This window comes from Leptolyngbya sp. UWPOB_LEPTO1 (assembly GCF_017302695.1).
Classification (GTDB): Bacteria; Cyanobacteriota; Cyanobacteriia; order Leptolyngbyales; family Leptolyngbyaceae; genus Leptolyngbya; species Leptolyngbya boryana.
In genome coordinates, this window is record NZ_JAFLCJ010000013.1 from 147,229 (window position 1) to 162,417 (window position 15,189).

Here is a 15,189-nt window from a genome sequence, read left to right on the forward strand (position 1 = left end):
ATTTCTCTCTATCCTCTTGTTGGAAGATACTGAGCTACAGTTTGAAGTAGGTCAGCTTGCGTAAATGGTTTTGTTAAATATCCAGACGCTCCCACTAATTTGGCTCTGGCTCGATCGATGAATCCAGTGTGTCCAGTCACCATGATGATCGGGGTTGCTTGAAAACCGGGATGTCGTCTCAACATCGAACAAAGCTCATATCCATCTAAGTTCGGCATCCCTACATCTAAGAGAATCAGATCCGGCTTCTGCCGCATGATTTGCATGACGGCTTTGAGAGGATCATGAATCATGAAGACCGTAAACTGCTCGTCAAGATAGCTTTGGATCGCTTGCAAAATTGAGGGGCTATCATCAATGCAAATGATTTTGTACGATCGTGTACAGGCTTGAACAGGCTTTGAGGGAACTTCTAAAGTCTGAATCGGACGCTCCATCACTGGGGCAACAGCAACTGTTCGATCTCCAAGTGTTCGATCGCCAACTGCTCGATCGCGGACTATCGTTGCCGTTGTTTTAGCAGGCTGATACCGTTGTGCAAGGAGCGGTAAAAGCTCAATTCGACAAAGCTCTGGATAGGGATCGAACTCTGCACGTTCAATGACTTGAGTTTCACCTTCATACAGCATCAAAAATCCGGTGAGCACTTCTTGAGCCAACTGCTTGATCAACTGTTGGGCTTCACTGATCGATAGATATTGTTGTTCGACTAATCTTAAAATCGCTTGATAATCCGGGCTAATCCGACTGTGATTAGTGAGCGGCTTACGATCGAACAAAGCACGAACCTGCGATCGTACTGCACCGCCTAGGGTGGGAATATGCTGACTCAACCGCCCCAAATGCCGATCTAGTCTTTCAAATGGGCTAAGAGAACTGGTGGCAAAGGTCAGTTCGCCTTCACTGAAGTAGATTGACCAGTCCGCAATACTGGTTTCGACTTTCAAGCATCCCGTCAAACGCTGATGAATGAGACGAAGCAGTAATCGGTGAGGATGCAGGCTGGGATAAGATTTGACCATGGCGCTGAATCACAACTTCAAGGATTTTTCATCTTTTTCGCCCTAGATTTGAATGCATGGCAAGTTTGAGCCTGATCTCAGGACTCTGAAACCACATATTCTTAGGCGAGTGGAAGTGCAACCCTGTTTTAGATTCGTTTGAGTTAATCTAAGCCCCTGATATTGCCGCAACAGCGATCGATCAAAATTCTGATTGATTAGGATAAGCGATAGATGCTGGTACACACGACTTAACTTATTTAAGAGCTTACTGGTATTTACGGAGAATGACAACCTTCTTAAGAGAATCTTGAAGATATGATTTAGCGGGAACGCTCAACTTTTCTCTAGCTGCGTATCTTCTAAAACCTAAGTCCCATCGCATTTTCGAGAGCTAGAGGTTAAATTTTCTGCGAAAGCGATCGCTTTTGATACCAATTTTCCTGGCTGATATTTCAGTATTTACCCTGAGGAAAATCTACGTAGAAACACGGTGTTCGATTATGAGAACTTTATTAACGACAGCATCAACTCCAGCCCTCGGTTTTTTCTGCTTCTTCAAAATTCAGATCTCACCCTGTTGATCCCAATAATCTGACTCTTGATAGATGTCGCTTTTTTGTCTCCCCGAAAACTCCCCGAATTCTCCCCCGCAATTTCACCCGAATTGAGTATTCTGAATTCAGAGAAATCTGGGAAATCTCTTTGCGTTCAAACGGCGCAAGAGCTTCGGTCGCTGGGAAAGGGAAGCGCTGCACTCTCCGTGAATGAGGAAATTGCAGTCGCAAACTAAATCAACCGAAGTTTCTCACCTGTTCGTAACGAGTTTCGCTTGATTCGTTGCGAGCAGGTTTTTTATGTCAAGGCTTGCCCTCCCTTCACCGCTCGCTATTTCAACTCTGACCATGTTTGAAGAAAAATATCACGGCTGGCTCATTGAGATTTTGACTGACGCAGAGGGGTACATCTTCAATTGCTGGCTTCCCGGCTGTCGTTTGGCGGTCAGCGATCGCCAAAATTACCCCACGCTGTTTTCGGCTCGCACGGCTGCCAAACGTCGCGCTGATCGCGAATCTGTGAAGTGGGCGTTGCAGCATTGTTATCAGACTTATCGTCAAGGCAACCTGAATTCCGAAGAGTTTCAGACTCTCGAAGAATTGATCAACCAAACCTTGTTGCCCAATTTGGAAGCTAACCTTGAGCAGAGGGTCTAACTCGCGTTCGATCGCTACAATAAGATCTGTCTTTTTTGGTTAGTCGATATTTTGAGCGCTACTTCTTCCCCTAAAATCGTTCTCGTCGATGGTCATTCGCTGGCATTTCGCGCCTATTATGCGTTTGCGAAAGGTCGCGATGGTGGATTGCGAACAAAATCTGGCATTCCGACGAGTGTATCTTACGGTTTTCTTAAAGCCTTGCTCGAAACGGTGGAAGCAGAAAAGCCGGATTATTTAGCGATCGCGTTTGATTTAGGAGGCGCAACGTATCGCCATGATGCAGACGAGACTTACAAAGCGGGTCGTCCTGAAACGCCGGAAGACTTTAAGCCAGATCTGGATAATCTCCAAGAAGTTTTGAAGGCGATGAATTTACCGATCGTCGTTGTCCCCGGATACGAAGCGGATGATGTAATCGGAACGATGGCGCGGCGAGCCAGTCAAGAAGGCTTCGACGTGAAGATTTTGAGTGGCGATCGAGATTTGTTTCAACTGGTTGATCCAGACGAAAAAGTCAAGATCTTATATATGAGTACCAGCTATGGCAAAGGCGCACCGCCTCCGAAAGAATTTGGAGTAGAAGAGGTGAAACTCAAGCTAGGGGTTTTGCCCTCTCAGGTCGTAGATTTCAAAGCGCTTTGTGGCGATACATCTGATAACATCCCTGGTGTAAAAGGGATTGGAGAGAAAACGGCAAGTCAGTTACTCAAAACATATGGATCATTAGAAAATGTCTACGCCTCGATCGAAGAAATCAAAGGTGCAGTCAGAAAGAAATTAGAAGAAGGAATCGATGCCGCGCGGCATTCTCAATGGATGGCGCAAATTCACTTAGATGTTCCCCTAGAAATTGATCCGGCTGATTGTAAACTTCAGGGATTCGATGAAGAAACACTCCTGCCATTAATTGAACGATTAGAATTCAAATCGTTTTATAACAAGATCGAGAAATGGAAGCGACAACTCAGTGGCGAATTGAGTACAACAGAAAGTGCAGCAAAATCAGCAACGAATACACCTGTTGTTAAACAATATACAGATGAGGATGTATGGTTTTTCAGCGCAGAAGATACGGCAAATGCTGAAAAGTTTGAATTAGTCGAGATTACTCCACAAATTATTGATACAGAAGCGAAACTAAAAGAACTCGTCGATCGCTTAAAAACGACAAAAGAAACGATCGCTTGGGATACTGAAACGACCGATCTTGATCCGATCAAAGCTGATTTAGTGGGAATTGGGTGCTGTTGGGGTGCAGAATCCGATGCAATGGCTTACATTCCGATCGGTCATATCGAAGGCACAAATCTCGATAAAGCGATCGTGCTCGAAGCGCTGCGTCCCATTCTTGAAGACGTGAAATATCCGAAGTCATTCCAGAATGCAAAATTCGATCGCTTAGTGTTTCGGTTTCAAGGAATTGAACTCGCTGGTGTTGTGTTCGACACAATGTTAGCCAGCTATGTTCTTAATCCTGAAGCGAGTCATAAACTTAGCGATCTCGGATATCGCAATTTAGGAATTCACGCAAAAGAATATACTGATCTCGTTCCCAAAGGTAAAACCATTGCTGATATTGCCATTCCTGCAGTCGCAGACTATTGTGGAATGGATGTTTACACTGTGTTTCGATTAGTTCCGCTTCTGCGATCGGAACTTGAAGCAATTCCTGCTCTCTACAAGCTGCTTTTAGAAATTGAACAGCCTTTAGAGCCTGTTTTAGCTGAGATGGAAGCGACCGGGGTGAGAATCGATCGAGATTATCTCGTCCAATTTTCAAAATCCTTAGAGACAGAACTAGCTGCGATCGAAGAACGCGCCTATGCCTCGGCAAATCAGAAATTTAGTCTCGGTTCTCCGAAACAATTGAGTGAGCTGTTATTTGAAAAACTAGGACTCGATAAAAAGAAATCTCGCAAAACGAAAACAGGGTATTCTACCGATGCAGCAACCCTGGAGAAACTACAAGGCGATCATCCCGTGGTCGATGCGATCGTTGAACATCGCACCTTATCAAAACTGAAATCAACCTATGTCGATGCGCTGCCAAATTTGATCAATCCGAAGACCGATCGCGTTCACACCGATTTCAATCAGGCAGTCACTTCTACAGGTCGGCTATCCTCGTCTGATCCTAACTTGCAGAACATTCCGATTCGGACGGCATTTAGTCGTCAAATCCGTAAGGCGTTCATTCCTGAAGACGGGTGGCTTATGGTTGCGGCAGACTATTCTCAAATCGAGTTGAGAATTTTAGCGCATCTGAGCCAAGAGCCTGTCTTGCTGGAGACCTATCGCAACAATGAAGATGTTCACTCTCTCACTGCTCGACTATTAATGGAGAAAGATGAAATCTCCTCAGAAGAACGGCGGCTCGGAAAGATTATTAACTTCGGCGTGATTTACGGCATGGGAGCGCAGCGATTTGCGCGAGAAGCAGGCGTTCCAACCTCTCAGGCGAAGACCTTTATTGAACGATTTAACGATCGCTATTCCCGCGTTTTCGAGTATTTGCAGCAGATGCAACGAGAAGCGATTGCCAATGGCTATGTTGAAACGATCAAAGGGCGACGACGCTATTTTAATTTCACGTCTGAGTCACTTCTCAAACTGCGGGGCACATCACCTGACACGATTAAACTCGATCAGATCAAACTGCGTGACCAATTTGAAGCTCAAGCTCTCAGAGCCGCTGCAAATGCACCGATTCAAGGGTCTAGCGCTGACATCATCAAAATTGCAATGGCGAACTTACATGAAGTGTTGAAAGCTTATCCAGCGAGATTGCTCTTGCAAGTACATGATGAATTGGTGTTTGAAGTCGAACCGGATGCTTGGCAAGAATTACAGCCCAAAATTAAGTCCGTAATGGAAAATGCCGTTTCGTTGAGCGTGCCTTTAGTGGTTGATATTCGATCAGGCAATAACTGGATGGAAACAAAATAATTACCTGTATCCTCGACGTGTTTAAAGCTGCGATGAAGAAAAAGTGTACGATCGCATCTCTAATTTCGATCAGATTAACAACTGGCACATTTTAGCTTGACCTTAGAAGTTAGATTCTAGGGTCAATTTCCAATTTGACCCCCAAATTCCCGCAAGTAACCCTGTTCCAAAATTAGAAGTAGCACATATGCCAAAAGACAGAGTTTACTTTCCTTTTACATTAACCCCCGTGCATCCACCGCAATATTGATCACACTGTTGCTCAGTACATTGTCAACGAACTCTAAATCCATAAGTCTGTACGAGCAATCCTCTAATCAGGTTTTTATTGTGTTCCTTTCCTCATTGAGTCTTACCTTATTCGGACTCAGGCAAGTTTTCACAGTTGTCTAATCGGCGATCGAGCTTATCGCCCCAGGAAACCAATCTTCGTCAGATCTCAATGCGAGGTCAAATTTGGCATGAGGTTGCTTTCTGCATATTGTCATTCAAGGAAAATCAACATGATTATTCGCTCAGTTGACCATCTGAATCAAATACTGCAAGCAAACCAAGCCGCCTTCGGTGGACGCTTCCAAACTCAACTCACAACTCGATCGAACCTCACCCCGGTTCCATCCCAATCCAGCAGTCCTCCCCCTCTGCAACCCGCTCCTCCTGCCCCTGTTCAATCCACCAATGCAGGCTTTGGTGCATTTGAACAACAGGTTTTCGATCTGACCAATCAACAACGGGCACAGTTTGGCTTAGCTCCTTTGAGCCTCAATCTCACCCTGAATGATGTGGCTGAAAAACATAGCCAAGACATGGCAGGCAATAACTATTTCAGCCATCAAGGTCGCGACGGCTCCCAACCTTGGGATCGTATGCGGGCAGGAGGCTACAACTATTCCAGAGCCGCAGAAAACATCGCATTTGGGCAGCCGACTGCTCAAGATGTTGTTACAGCTTGGATGAATAGCCCCGGACACCGCCAAAACATTCTCGACCCCAATCTCCAAGAAATCGGAGTGGGCTACTACGACGGTTACTGGACGCAAAACTTTGGGACGGCAATGAGGCTCTCATAAAATTGTGACGCTCATAAAATTGTGACTCTCATCAACCTGGCGGATTCCATGCGCTAGGTTGATGTTCCAATCGGGTTCAAGTCAGATCTCCAAGTTCTCCCAGACCTTGGAGATTTGACCTACGATCGAACCGAACAGATTACAATTAAGTAACAAAGACTTAGATAGTCGTGAGTTATGTCACTGTCATCCGCCCAACTTCCACCCGCACTCGATCGTATTGTGCAACGTCTCGCTCGATCGACCGATCCGAAACGCAAATACGAACTTTTGATCACTCTGGCGCAACGCCTCAAACCGTTTCCAGAAGCGGAAAAAACACCAGAAAATAAAGTCGCTGGCTGTGCCTCTCAAGTCTTTGTCGTTGCGAATTTAGAAGATGACAAAATTCAATTTCAGGGAGACTCAGACTCGCAATTAGTCAAAGGCTTAGTTGCTCTCTTAGTGGAAGGTTTAAGTGGTTTAACCCCGCAAGAAGTTGTCGATCTTTCACCTGACTTTATCAAAGCAACTGGACTTGATGTGAGCCTGACCCCCTCTCGCGCTAATGGTTTCTACAACATTCTCGCGAAGATGAAACAGAAATCGCAGGCACTGATGAACTAATTGAATTTGTGCGATCGCTCCCCTATTTAGGGTTGCTGAAACTCTAATGTTGCGGCATTTCTAGCAATGTTCTCGAATGCAGCATTGTGTTATTGTTACCGCTAAGCAAAATCTTGCCAGAAATCGATCGCTCTTCTACAATTCAGTGCTAAAGCGCGCTTGTTGAATCCGTTGGAATATTATCAGCCTACTATCCCCGATTTACCCATTCATCCTATGCGAGCGCGTCGTCAGCGGCGTAGTTCTGATCTCAATCACATTCGAGATCACGATCGTGCCGCTCACGATTGGTATCGCTTTGTATTATCGTTTCCGCCACATTTAGTTCAGAAACATCTCAAAGATTTTGCAATTCGACCCGATCAAACTGTACTCGATCCGTTCTGCGGGACGGGAACAACTGTGGTCGAATGTAAAAAATTAGGCATTCCCAGTGTCGGAGTTGAAGCGAATAAAATGGCGTGGTTCGCGGGAACTACAAAAGTGAATTGGCATATGGAAGCCGATCGCTTAATGGCTCACGCCACTCAAATTGCAGAACTCGCCCATGCCAATCTGGATCAACCGTTACGCACGTTAGACGAAGAGCGATCGCAGTTACTCCTGAAAAATTCCATCAGCGAATTGCCTTTGCACAAAGCCTTAGTTTTACTCGATCAATTAGAGCAACATCGGGATGAAAACTGCGATCGCTACGAAAAACTCGCTCTGGCAAAAATACTGGTCTATTCGGTGAGCAATTTAAAATTTGCCCCAGAAGTCAGTGTTGGAAAATACAAACAAGATGCGCCCGTGATCGAACTGTGGCTGAATGAAATGCAGCAAATTTCAAGAGATCTGCAACATCTTCACCCATTGAAAGAGATTCCTGCAATCGTTCACCATGCCGACTCGCGCAGCTTATTGCAAGTTTTAGAGCCAAACTCGATCGATGCTGTGATCACGTCGCCCCCGTATCCGAATGAGAAGGATTACACTCGTGCTACCCGTTTAGAATCGGTCGTCTTGGGATTTCTGCAAACGAAAATCGACCTACGATCGATGAAACAGGGATTAATGCGATCGAACTCGCGCGGCGTTTACCGAACCGATGACGATGATCACTGGGTCGCGAACCATCCAGAAATTCAACGCATCGCAGCCGAAATCGAAGCCAAACGAATTGAACTCAAAAAAACCAGCGGTTTTGAGCGGCAATATGCCCGAGCGACAAAACTCTATTTCGGCGGAATGGCAAGACATTTAGCAGACTTGCGGCAAGCCTTGCGACCTGGAGCACAACTTGCTTACGTCGTCGGGGATCAAGCCTCTTACTTTCGGGTGATGATTCGCACCGGAGAGCTGATTGCAGACCTAGCCAAATCCCTTGGCTATGAAGTCGTCGATATTGAGCTGTTCCGAACCCGCTTAGCGACTGCGACCAAAGAGCAATTGCGAGAAGAAGTCGTCTTACTCAAATGGAACGGGAGCGAATCGCAGTATTAAAAAACCAGCGATCGTACATCCGATTGAAAATCCTAATAGCTTAAATTTTCCTTTCAAATCACCCTCAATGACGACGCTGAAAATCAAACTCGCGATCGTCATCAAACTCCCCAAGATCGTTGCTACTCCCCCGATCCAGGCTAAAATCAGCCACCCGATAATCATAAGCCCCTCCCTAGATGTACGGTTATCTCTGCAATTATTACCCCAGTGGCGGATGGTTATTTTGTCAAATGCTTGTTATCTTTTTTAATATCAAGTGTAGGATTTGAAACTGAGTCAGGGAATCCTCGAAGAATCATCCGGTTCGTTCAGGATAAACTACCTTGACAAAAGGGACATGTCATCCTGTAATTGGTCTACTCTCTTTCATTTGGAGTGTATTACGTATGAGTCAACCTGTAGAACTTTCATTGGAACAACAATTCAGCATTCGGTCGTTCGAGACCCAGGTGCAGCAAATGAGCCGTGAACAGGCTCAAGAGTTCCTCGTCCAGTTGTATGAGCAAATGCTGATGCGCGAAGCGATGTATCGTCACTTCCTGAAACAGCAATGGGGCTTAGAACCCGGCTCACCGATGCTCTAGTCTCCGCTTTCGTCGCGCGAGCGACCTCGAACTTTTGCTTTGTTCTCAAACGCAGAAAAGAGCAGGGGTGTGGGGCGTTCAAGCAAAACCCTTCCTGATATTTCGCTTCACTCGATTCAGTTTGTAAAATCTCACGACCTTCACACGAACTGCCAACTTCCAAATCATCAGTGCTTATCAGGCACATAGGAAGATAGCCTGCCTGATGATTTGAAAAAATGTGCCGCGTTATTGTCGTTTGGGGCAGAGTCTTAAGCGGTTTGATCACGCCTTTCCTAAAAAGCGCTTAAGGCGCTGGCGACTTTTTCGACCTTCTCCATTTCTGTCAGCGCATTGCGGAAATCTTCTTGAACCTAGTCTGTTACAGCGTTAGATGGCTAGGACAAGTTGATTGCTATTTCCCTTCAGGCAAAGCACGTTGGATTTGAGCTAGCTTGAGCACTAGCACCCTTTGCCTGTTGTGCAGCATTGAAATTATTTCATGGTTTTGTGCGTAGTGCCACTCAACATACTCAATAAGTGTATCTAACGTGAATTTGGGATAAGGGATTTCGCCCCTGTGCCGATGCGAATAGAATTCGCGGCTAGACAAACGAAGTCCACCGTCGTGGACTAATTTTTGAAGAGGGCTGTGAGTGCGCGGCGGCGCACTTTGTCTGTTTAGGCGCGAATTCCATTCGCCAGCCGCCCAAACATTAACCCGAACTGACGTTATCTGTCGGGCAGAGTTGTGCGATCGTCTAGAAGCAATCCGCAGTCTAACGTTTGATTGCTTTAGCTCGATCGCTGATATTCCTGCCAAGCTTGTACGAGATTTCCTTGCATCAATCCTGCTACAGCATTGAGCGATCGTAGTTCTTTCAAAGCTGGATTGAGCGAGATCGCTGAATTTAAAGCTTTCTGAGCCGCTGAAGCTCGGAAGTCATACAAATTCACGAAAGCAAGATAAGCATAAGCGATCGGGTTTTTCGCATCTAATTGCGTAATCCGCTCAAACGTTTCGATCGCAGGTTGAACGCGGCGTTTGAGGACATTGGCGAGTGCTAATCCATAGGCAAACTCAAGATTATCTGGCTCTTGATTGAAGCGGTATTCGAGAATCTGCCGAGCCTGCGTTACATAGTCCTGAACCGGATCATATTGATTGAGTTGACCCACTTTCTCAAAGATACGATCGAGCGCTTTGATGCCCTGCGGCATCGTTGTGGCAAGTGAGCGCAGTTGAGTCACAAAATCTAACTCTGGAGCTTCAGTCGTCGCAGTCGGAGAAATCGTTAAGCGAATGTCGGGAACATCGATCGCATAAGTCGCTTTCGTTTCACGGTTTAGATAAGCGGCAGTTAACGTGTAGGTTCCTTGAGCATTGGGAGGCGGTAAAGCCGCAAGCCGTTCTGTAATTTGCAAAGCTGCCTGCTCAGGATGCGAACTCGGTTGTAGGTTGCCAAGCGCGATCGCATGGTCATGGAACCAACGTGTCGCAGGCGGATTTGCAGCAGTCGTCGCATCGTCTGAAACTCGATTCCAAGTGAGTAACAGTAAGCCAGAGCGGAGCTGTTTCCAAGACCCTGACCAACGATAGGTTACAGGCATCGGTTTTCCAGGAGCCGCTTGATTCGGAATCCGGATTTGTTCGAGTTTGACTTGCTGGATCGGTTGGGGATGGGGAGCAACACGGATCGGCGCAATCGCTCGGCGGTAAAGTTGAAGTTGAGTTTGATCCGGGAGCTTCCAAATTCGATGCAATTGGAAATCTGGGTTTTCAGCGATCGCAGTATTTAAAGCAGCATACGCTTGAGGTCGTCGAATTGCTCCTGAAGCACCGTCTTTCGTGACATACCAATTCAGCGATCGTGCATCTTGTTCGACCTGTTTCACATTCGTTCCGACTTGCCGCCCGTACACTTGAAAGTTTCTCAGCGTGCCTTGATAGTTGAGATTGTGCTGATTAAATTCTGGTAGCGAAGGCAAAACTCCGATCGTCGTGACTAAAGCAGGGTCAGCTTCAATCACAGCATTCACGACATCCGCTTGATGCCAATCGCTCGCGAGTACTGCATGACGTGCATGAGGAAGTTGCAGAAATTTCGGGCTGAGTTCGAGCGGCAATAAGCTGAACATCATCAAAATGCTAGAAAGCGCGATCGCACCCCAGCGGAAAATCTTTAAGCGATCGGGAAAGAGCAGCAAGCCTTGAGCGAGCAAAATCGCTAATACGGGCAGTAAAGGTGTGATATAGCGATCGTCTTTATTCACATTCAACGAACAGAGCAGATAAGCGCCGATCAAAAAGATCAACAACCAACGCACCGACTGAAACCAAGCCTGATAAATTTCTCGTCTGTAACCTCTGCGCCCCATACCTCGATAGTCCAGAGTTTTGAGCCAGCGCCCTTCGACTTGCGACCATTGTTGTTCGATCACCGATCGCTTCCAATACAGAAGCAATCCCGCGATTCCCGCCGCAAATAAAGGCACAGACACTAAACCCGGCAGCGCTTTGAAGTAATAAATCCAAGCTTCAATACTCGTTAAAGCAGGATCACCTTCTGCGATCGCACTATCAACGGTTGCTCGTTTTCCCGCAGTCAGAATAATTAACCAATTCGTGCGATACCACGGTAAACAGATTGCAATGGCGATCGCAATTCCCACTGCTAACTGAATGAATCGTCGCCAAGCTCTTTTCCGAAGGGAAACAACACTCAGCCACACAATCGGAGTGAATAAGAAAAATAGTGCGGGTTGTTTCGTTAACAACGAAAGCCCAAACGAAACCCCAAATCCTGCTGCATACAACCACGATCGCAAAGCAGAAATTTGAGGTAATGGGAAAGACTGCACGATCGCAATCGATTGAGTCACAGAAACAACGCTGGGCTGAGTCACGACTTGAGATTGCTGATCCGCAACCGGGCGAACCGTATCCGTCGCCCAAAGCGTTAATAGAAAAAATGTCAGTGTAACGATCGCACTCAGTGGAAAATCGATCAAGTAATCCAATCGGATTACAGACAATCCTGGTAGCAATAAGCACAGTGTTGTTGCCCATCGGGCGACTTGGAGATTAAAGAGTCGAAGGCTCAATCCATAAACGGATGCGAGTAGAATCGCACTAAACAATGAATTGACTAACGTAGATTGCGTTTCCCCGGTGCCAAATATCTGAATAAAAGGAGTAGTGATTAAATATACAAGCGGTGGAATCTTAGAAGTCAAAAGCCAAACGCTTGTCCACCACTCTTGCGAAAACCAGCTTGGTTGCTGGAAGGCTCGCCAGAAATTCATTGCACCCGTTAAATACTCAGCTTGATCCCACGCTGGAACCGATCGATCAACCCAAAACCAAACGCGATCGACAACAAAGCCGATTGCCCAGACCGTGACCACGATCGGAATTCCATTTCTCCAAGCCGAAGATTGCTGTTTTGCGAACACTCACACCTATCCCAATTCTCTAAAATGTATAGCTCATTTTGATGTGCGGAATTCCTGCTTCTTCAAATTCTTCTCCTTCAGAAATAAATCCAAGTTTTCGATAGAACTCAACCACCGCACTTTGAGCATGAATTTGCACAGTCGCGATATTTTTGTTAGCCAAAAATTCTAAAACGGTTTCGACAATTTTGCGCCCAACTCCGTATTTTCTTAATTCAGGTAAAACGGCTAATCGTTCCATTTTTGCAGTTTGGGGAGAGAGAAATCGAATTCTTGATGTTCCGACTGCATCTTGTCCAACCCAGGCTAAAAAGTGTACGGCATCTGCGTCTAATCCATCAAATTCTAGTGCGGCATCTACGCCTTGTTCGATTTGAAAAACACGTATCCGAATGCTTTGAATTGCCTCAAAATCGCGCCGAAAATCCGCGACTTTAATCGTAGGCTGAGCGGGAGATCGTTCGAGTATCATATGTCAACTCAATTTGAACGTAGCATTTTCTCACGATGAGACGACTTCTTCTCGCCATTTTCCCCGGAATTGCATTCTTTGCAACCGTATCACCTGCTAACGCTGCCAACCCGGATCATTTACAGCGGTTACTGAAGACAAATCAGTGTCCAAATTGTGACTTGAGTAACGCTGATCTCACAGACGCAAATTTATTCGGTGCAAATTTAACCAATGCGAATCTCAAAGGCGCAATTTTAAAAGGTGCGAATCTTGGCTCGGCAAACTTTAGCGATGCCGACTTAAGTGGTGCAAATTTGCAGCAGGCTTATCTCGATCGAGCAACCCTCGAAAATGCCAATCTCACGCAGGCTAATTTGACCCAAGCCTATTTGAAGAATGCAACGACCACAGGTGTGCAACTTCGAGGTGCGACTCTGCGCGGTGCAAAACTTCAGAATGCTGATTTGATTGGTGTGAACTTACAGGGTGCAGATTTAAGCGAGACAAATCTCAGTGGCGTGTTCTTCAGTGGATTTCGATCGATCCGAAGCACTGCAATCCCCTTCTTTGGGTCTACGTACTCTCCTGCAATGTTTACTGCCCTAATTTGCCAGAATGCACCTTTCCCCAGTCCTGAGAAGGAGAACGAAGAGTTTCGGCGGCTTGGGCTAGAATTTGTGCCTGCAAATTTGGTTGGGAGCAATCTCGCTGGAGCAAATCTTGCGGGTGCAGTCTTAATTCGGGGCAATTTGACCAATGCAAATCTCACGGGCGCAAACCTCAGGGATGCTTGTTTGATTCAAGGAAATTTGAGAGGAGCAGTGCTCGATCGTGCTGATTTACAATCTGCCTTATTAAAAGCCGCAATTCTAGAAGGGGCGAGCCTAAAAGAGACCCGCAATGCCAATTTAGCCGAGGCATTTCAAAACGAAACCGATGCCCGACAAAAGGAAGCCGAAGCCCAGACGCTTCCGAATGTACAAGCGATGATGCGCGCCCAGCAAGCTTACTTGCTGGAACATACCAAATTTGCTACTAAAGTTGACGAGTTACAGTTGGGATTAGAAGACTCTGAGCAATATGCCTATCGGGTCTTTTCTCAGGGCGATCGCACTCGTTTATCGGTCGTTGCTGCGGTTCCCAAAGCGGGCGGCTTCAAAACTTATATCGGTTTAGTCTCGACTTCCCGTGGCTCGCAGGAAAAGGTATCGATGACTCGTCTTTGTGTCAGTCAAGAAGCGAAGCCAGTTCTACCCAAGTTGCCTTTGAATGTGCCAAACAATCAGCCTGCCGCTTGCCCAACTGGGTTTCAAGCCATCAAGTAAACAACTGGATTAACGGTGGAGTCGGGCAAGTTGCCCGACTTCAAGGATTTCAGCGCTAGAATCGATCGCATTGCGCTTCAACGTCACAATGCTAGAATCACTTCTCTCCACGACCTTATGGCTCTCGCGTCCGACAGTTGCCCAGGCTCCTGTACGCCAACCCACTTCTGAAGAGATCTACCAAGCGTGCACCCAAAATCGAGCTGAGACTCTGCCTAATCCCTTTGTCGATGTTTCTCCTCAAGATTGGGCATATAAAGCAGTTCTGACCATGCACTACTGCGGAGCTTTCCGAAAAGCTGCTCCGAGAAGTCTATTTGAGCAACCTGCTCAACCGAAATCCTCAACTTCGCAATAGCGTGATATCCTATCGCAGTCGATCATCACGCCCCCTATGATTGTTGAACAGCCCTCTTTGTTTACCAACGCTGATTGGTCAAACGAATCTGCCTCACGTGAGCATTTAAACCTCAGCGAGTCTGTGCTCAAAGACTGGAAACAGAGAATTTTCAACTATCAAACGGCTCTGACTCCCCAACAGCAAGTCTCACTCTTTGAGTCGATCGAAACTGATCCGTACGCGATCGACCCATTCAAACTTCCCCAACAAAACACCCAATTTTGGCGACAAAAAGCCGAAGATCAAGGCGTTGCAGCCCTCTATTTCGTGATTGATTACGAACTTCCGATCGTTCTCTATGTCGGTGAAACCATCAAATCGAATCAACGCTGGAAAGGCGAACACGACTGCAAACGCTACTTACTCAACTATCGGCAAGCGCACTACGACTATCAACTCCCCTCCTCACTCGGCATCGCCTTCTGGTCAAATGCTCCTGTCAAAACCCGCGATCGCCAAAAACTCGAACTCGCCCTGATCCAGCGCTGGCGTTCTCCCTTCAACAAAGAGAACTGGACAATGTGGGGGACACCTTTCACTTATGGCAAGCAATAAGTTTCGAGAAAAATTCATTTACAAGAAAATCCGATTGTCTGCTACCTAAGACACTACTCATTGTTCAAGTCTCTTGATACGATCAGAACTTTAAAACCCGACTCGGTG

At 46.4% G+C, this 15,189-nt stretch carries 13 protein-coding genes; 9 read left to right on the forward strand and 4 right to left on the reverse strand.

Annotated features, from left to right (window positions below):
- Window positions 1–8 precede the first annotated feature (8 nt).
- Entirely contained in the window at window positions 9–1,022 is a 1,014-nt protein-coding gene (locus J0L70_RS19725; protein ID WP_017286141.1) for a response regulator, read from the reverse strand.
- Between the two features lie 836 nt (window positions 1,023–1,858).
- Between J0L70_RS19725 and J0L70_RS19730 the strand changes: the two genes are divergently transcribed.
- The 5 genes from J0L70_RS19730 (at window position 1,859) to J0L70_RS19750 (ending at window position 8,325) form a co-directional block, all read left to right on the forward strand.
- Window positions 1,859–2,215, forward strand: a complete 357-nt coding sequence (locus J0L70_RS19730; protein ID WP_144056137.1) for a hypothetical protein — start codon at window positions 1,859–1,861, stop codon at window positions 2,213–2,215.
- Between the two features lie 51 nt (window positions 2,216–2,266).
- Window positions 2,267–5,164 (forward strand): DNA polymerase I, encoded by a 2,898-nt coding sequence (gene polA / locus J0L70_RS19735; RefSeq protein ID WP_017286144.1) that lies wholly within the window; start codon window positions 2,267–2,269, stop codon window positions 5,162–5,164.
- Between the two features lie 503 nt (window positions 5,165–5,667).
- Window positions 5,668–6,234: a CAP domain-containing protein gene (locus tag J0L70_RS19740; protein WP_017286145.1), complete on the forward strand. Its 567-nt coding sequence runs from the start codon at window positions 5,668–5,670 to the stop codon at window positions 6,232–6,234.
- 177 nt (window positions 6,235–6,411) lie between these two features.
- Window positions 6,412–6,840 carry a SufE family protein gene (locus J0L70_RS19745; protein WP_287455618.1) on the forward strand — a complete coding sequence of 143 codons (429 nt, stop codon included), beginning with the start codon at window positions 6,412–6,414 and terminating at the stop codon, window positions 6,838–6,840.
- 216 nt (window positions 6,841–7,056) lie between these two features.
- Window positions 7,057–8,325 carry a DNA methyltransferase gene (locus J0L70_RS19750; RefSeq protein WP_287455619.1) on the forward strand — a complete coding sequence of 423 codons (1,269 nt, stop codon included), beginning with the start codon at window positions 7,057–7,059 and terminating at the stop codon, window positions 8,323–8,325.
- On the opposite strand, the gene J0L70_RS19755 is transcribed toward J0L70_RS19750, so the two are convergent.
- Window positions 8,290–8,490 (reverse strand): hypothetical protein, encoded by a 201-nt coding sequence (locus J0L70_RS19755; RefSeq protein WP_017286148.1) that lies wholly within the window; start codon window positions 8,488–8,490, stop codon window positions 8,290–8,292. The two genes, J0L70_RS19750 and J0L70_RS19755, sit on opposite strands and share 36 nt — an antisense overlap.
- A gap of 224 nt (window positions 8,491–8,714) precedes the next feature.
- On the opposite strand from J0L70_RS19755, the gene J0L70_RS19760 reads away from it, so the two are divergent.
- Complete coding sequence (locus tag J0L70_RS19760; RefSeq protein WP_017286149.1) at window positions 8,715–8,912, forward strand: NblA/ycf18 family protein; 198 nt, start codon at window positions 8,715–8,717, stop codon at window positions 8,910–8,912.
- 774 nt (window positions 8,913–9,686) lie between these two features.
- Here J0L70_RS19760 and J0L70_RS19765 read toward each other — a convergent pair.
- Both J0L70_RS19765 and J0L70_RS19770 read right to left on the reverse strand, forming a co-directional pair.
- Window positions 9,687–12,347: a glycosyltransferase family 39 protein gene (locus J0L70_RS19765; RefSeq protein WP_287455620.1), complete on the reverse strand. Its 2,661-nt coding sequence runs from the start codon at window positions 12,345–12,347 to the stop codon at window positions 9,687–9,689.
- A 19-nt stretch (window positions 12,348–12,366) separates the two neighbouring features.
- Window positions 12,367–12,819, reverse strand: coding sequence for a GNAT family N-acetyltransferase (locus J0L70_RS19770; protein ID WP_268183005.1), 453 nt, complete (start codon window positions 12,817–12,819; stop codon window positions 12,367–12,369).
- A 35-nt stretch (window positions 12,820–12,854) separates the two neighbouring features.
- Between J0L70_RS19770 and J0L70_RS19775 the strand changes: the two genes are divergently transcribed.
- From J0L70_RS19775 to J0L70_RS19785, 3 genes are all read left to right on the forward strand, one after another.
- Window positions 12,855–14,126, forward strand: a complete 1,272-nt coding sequence (locus tag J0L70_RS19775) for a pentapeptide repeat-containing protein (RefSeq protein WP_287455621.1) — start codon at window positions 12,855–12,857, stop codon at window positions 14,124–14,126.
- A gap of 88 nt (window positions 14,127–14,214) precedes the next feature.
- Window positions 14,215–14,484: a hypothetical protein gene (locus tag J0L70_RS19780; protein WP_017286153.1), complete on the forward strand. Its 270-nt coding sequence runs from the start codon at window positions 14,215–14,217 to the stop codon at window positions 14,482–14,484.
- 36 nt (window positions 14,485–14,520) lie between these two features.
- Complete coding sequence (locus J0L70_RS19785; RefSeq protein ID WP_017286154.1) at window positions 14,521–15,081, forward strand: hypothetical protein; 561 nt, start codon at window positions 14,521–14,523, stop codon at window positions 15,079–15,081.
- The last annotated feature ends 108 nt before the right edge of the window (window positions 15,082–15,189 follow it).

What these genes read in the sequence shown, in the direction of transcription:
- J0L70_RS19725 (WP_017286141.1), bottom strand. Translation starts at nt 1,022, where the DNA reads ATGGTCAAATCTTATCCCAGCCTGCATCCTCACCGATTACTGCTTCGT.
- J0L70_RS19745 (WP_287455618.1), top strand. Translation starts at nt 6,412, where the DNA reads ATGTCACTGTCATCCGCCCAACTTCCACCCGCACTCGATCGTATTGTG.
- J0L70_RS19775 (WP_287455621.1), top strand. Translation starts at nt 12,855, where the DNA reads ATGAGACGACTTCTTCTCGCCATTTTCCCCGGAATTGCATTCTTTGCA.
- J0L70_RS19780 (WP_017286153.1), top strand. Translation starts at nt 14,215, where the DNA reads ATGCTAGAATCACTTCTCTCCACGACCTTATGGCTCTCGCGTCCGACA.
- J0L70_RS19760 (WP_017286149.1), top strand. Translation starts at nt 8,715, where the DNA reads ATGAGTCAACCTGTAGAACTTTCATTGGAACAACAATTCAGCATTCGG.
- J0L70_RS19740 (WP_017286145.1), top strand. Translation starts at nt 5,668, where the DNA reads ATGATTATTCGCTCAGTTGACCATCTGAATCAAATACTGCAAGCAAAC.
- J0L70_RS19770 (WP_268183005.1), bottom strand. Translation starts at nt 12,819, where the DNA reads ATGATACTCGAACGATCTCCCGCTCAGCCTACGATTAAAGTCGCGGAT.
- J0L70_RS19730 (WP_144056137.1), top strand. Translation starts at nt 1,859, where the DNA reads ATGTCAAGGCTTGCCCTCCCTTCACCGCTCGCTATTTCAACTCTGACC.
- J0L70_RS19785 (WP_017286154.1), top strand. Translation starts at nt 14,521, where the DNA reads ATGATTGTTGAACAGCCCTCTTTGTTTACCAACGCTGATTGGTCAAAC.
- J0L70_RS19755 (WP_017286148.1), bottom strand. Translation starts at nt 8,490, where the DNA reads ATGATTATCGGGTGGCTGATTTTAGCCTGGATCGGGGGAGTAGCAACG.
- J0L70_RS19750 (WP_287455619.1), top strand. Translation starts at nt 7,057, where the DNA reads ATGCGAGCGCGTCGTCAGCGGCGTAGTTCTGATCTCAATCACATTCGA.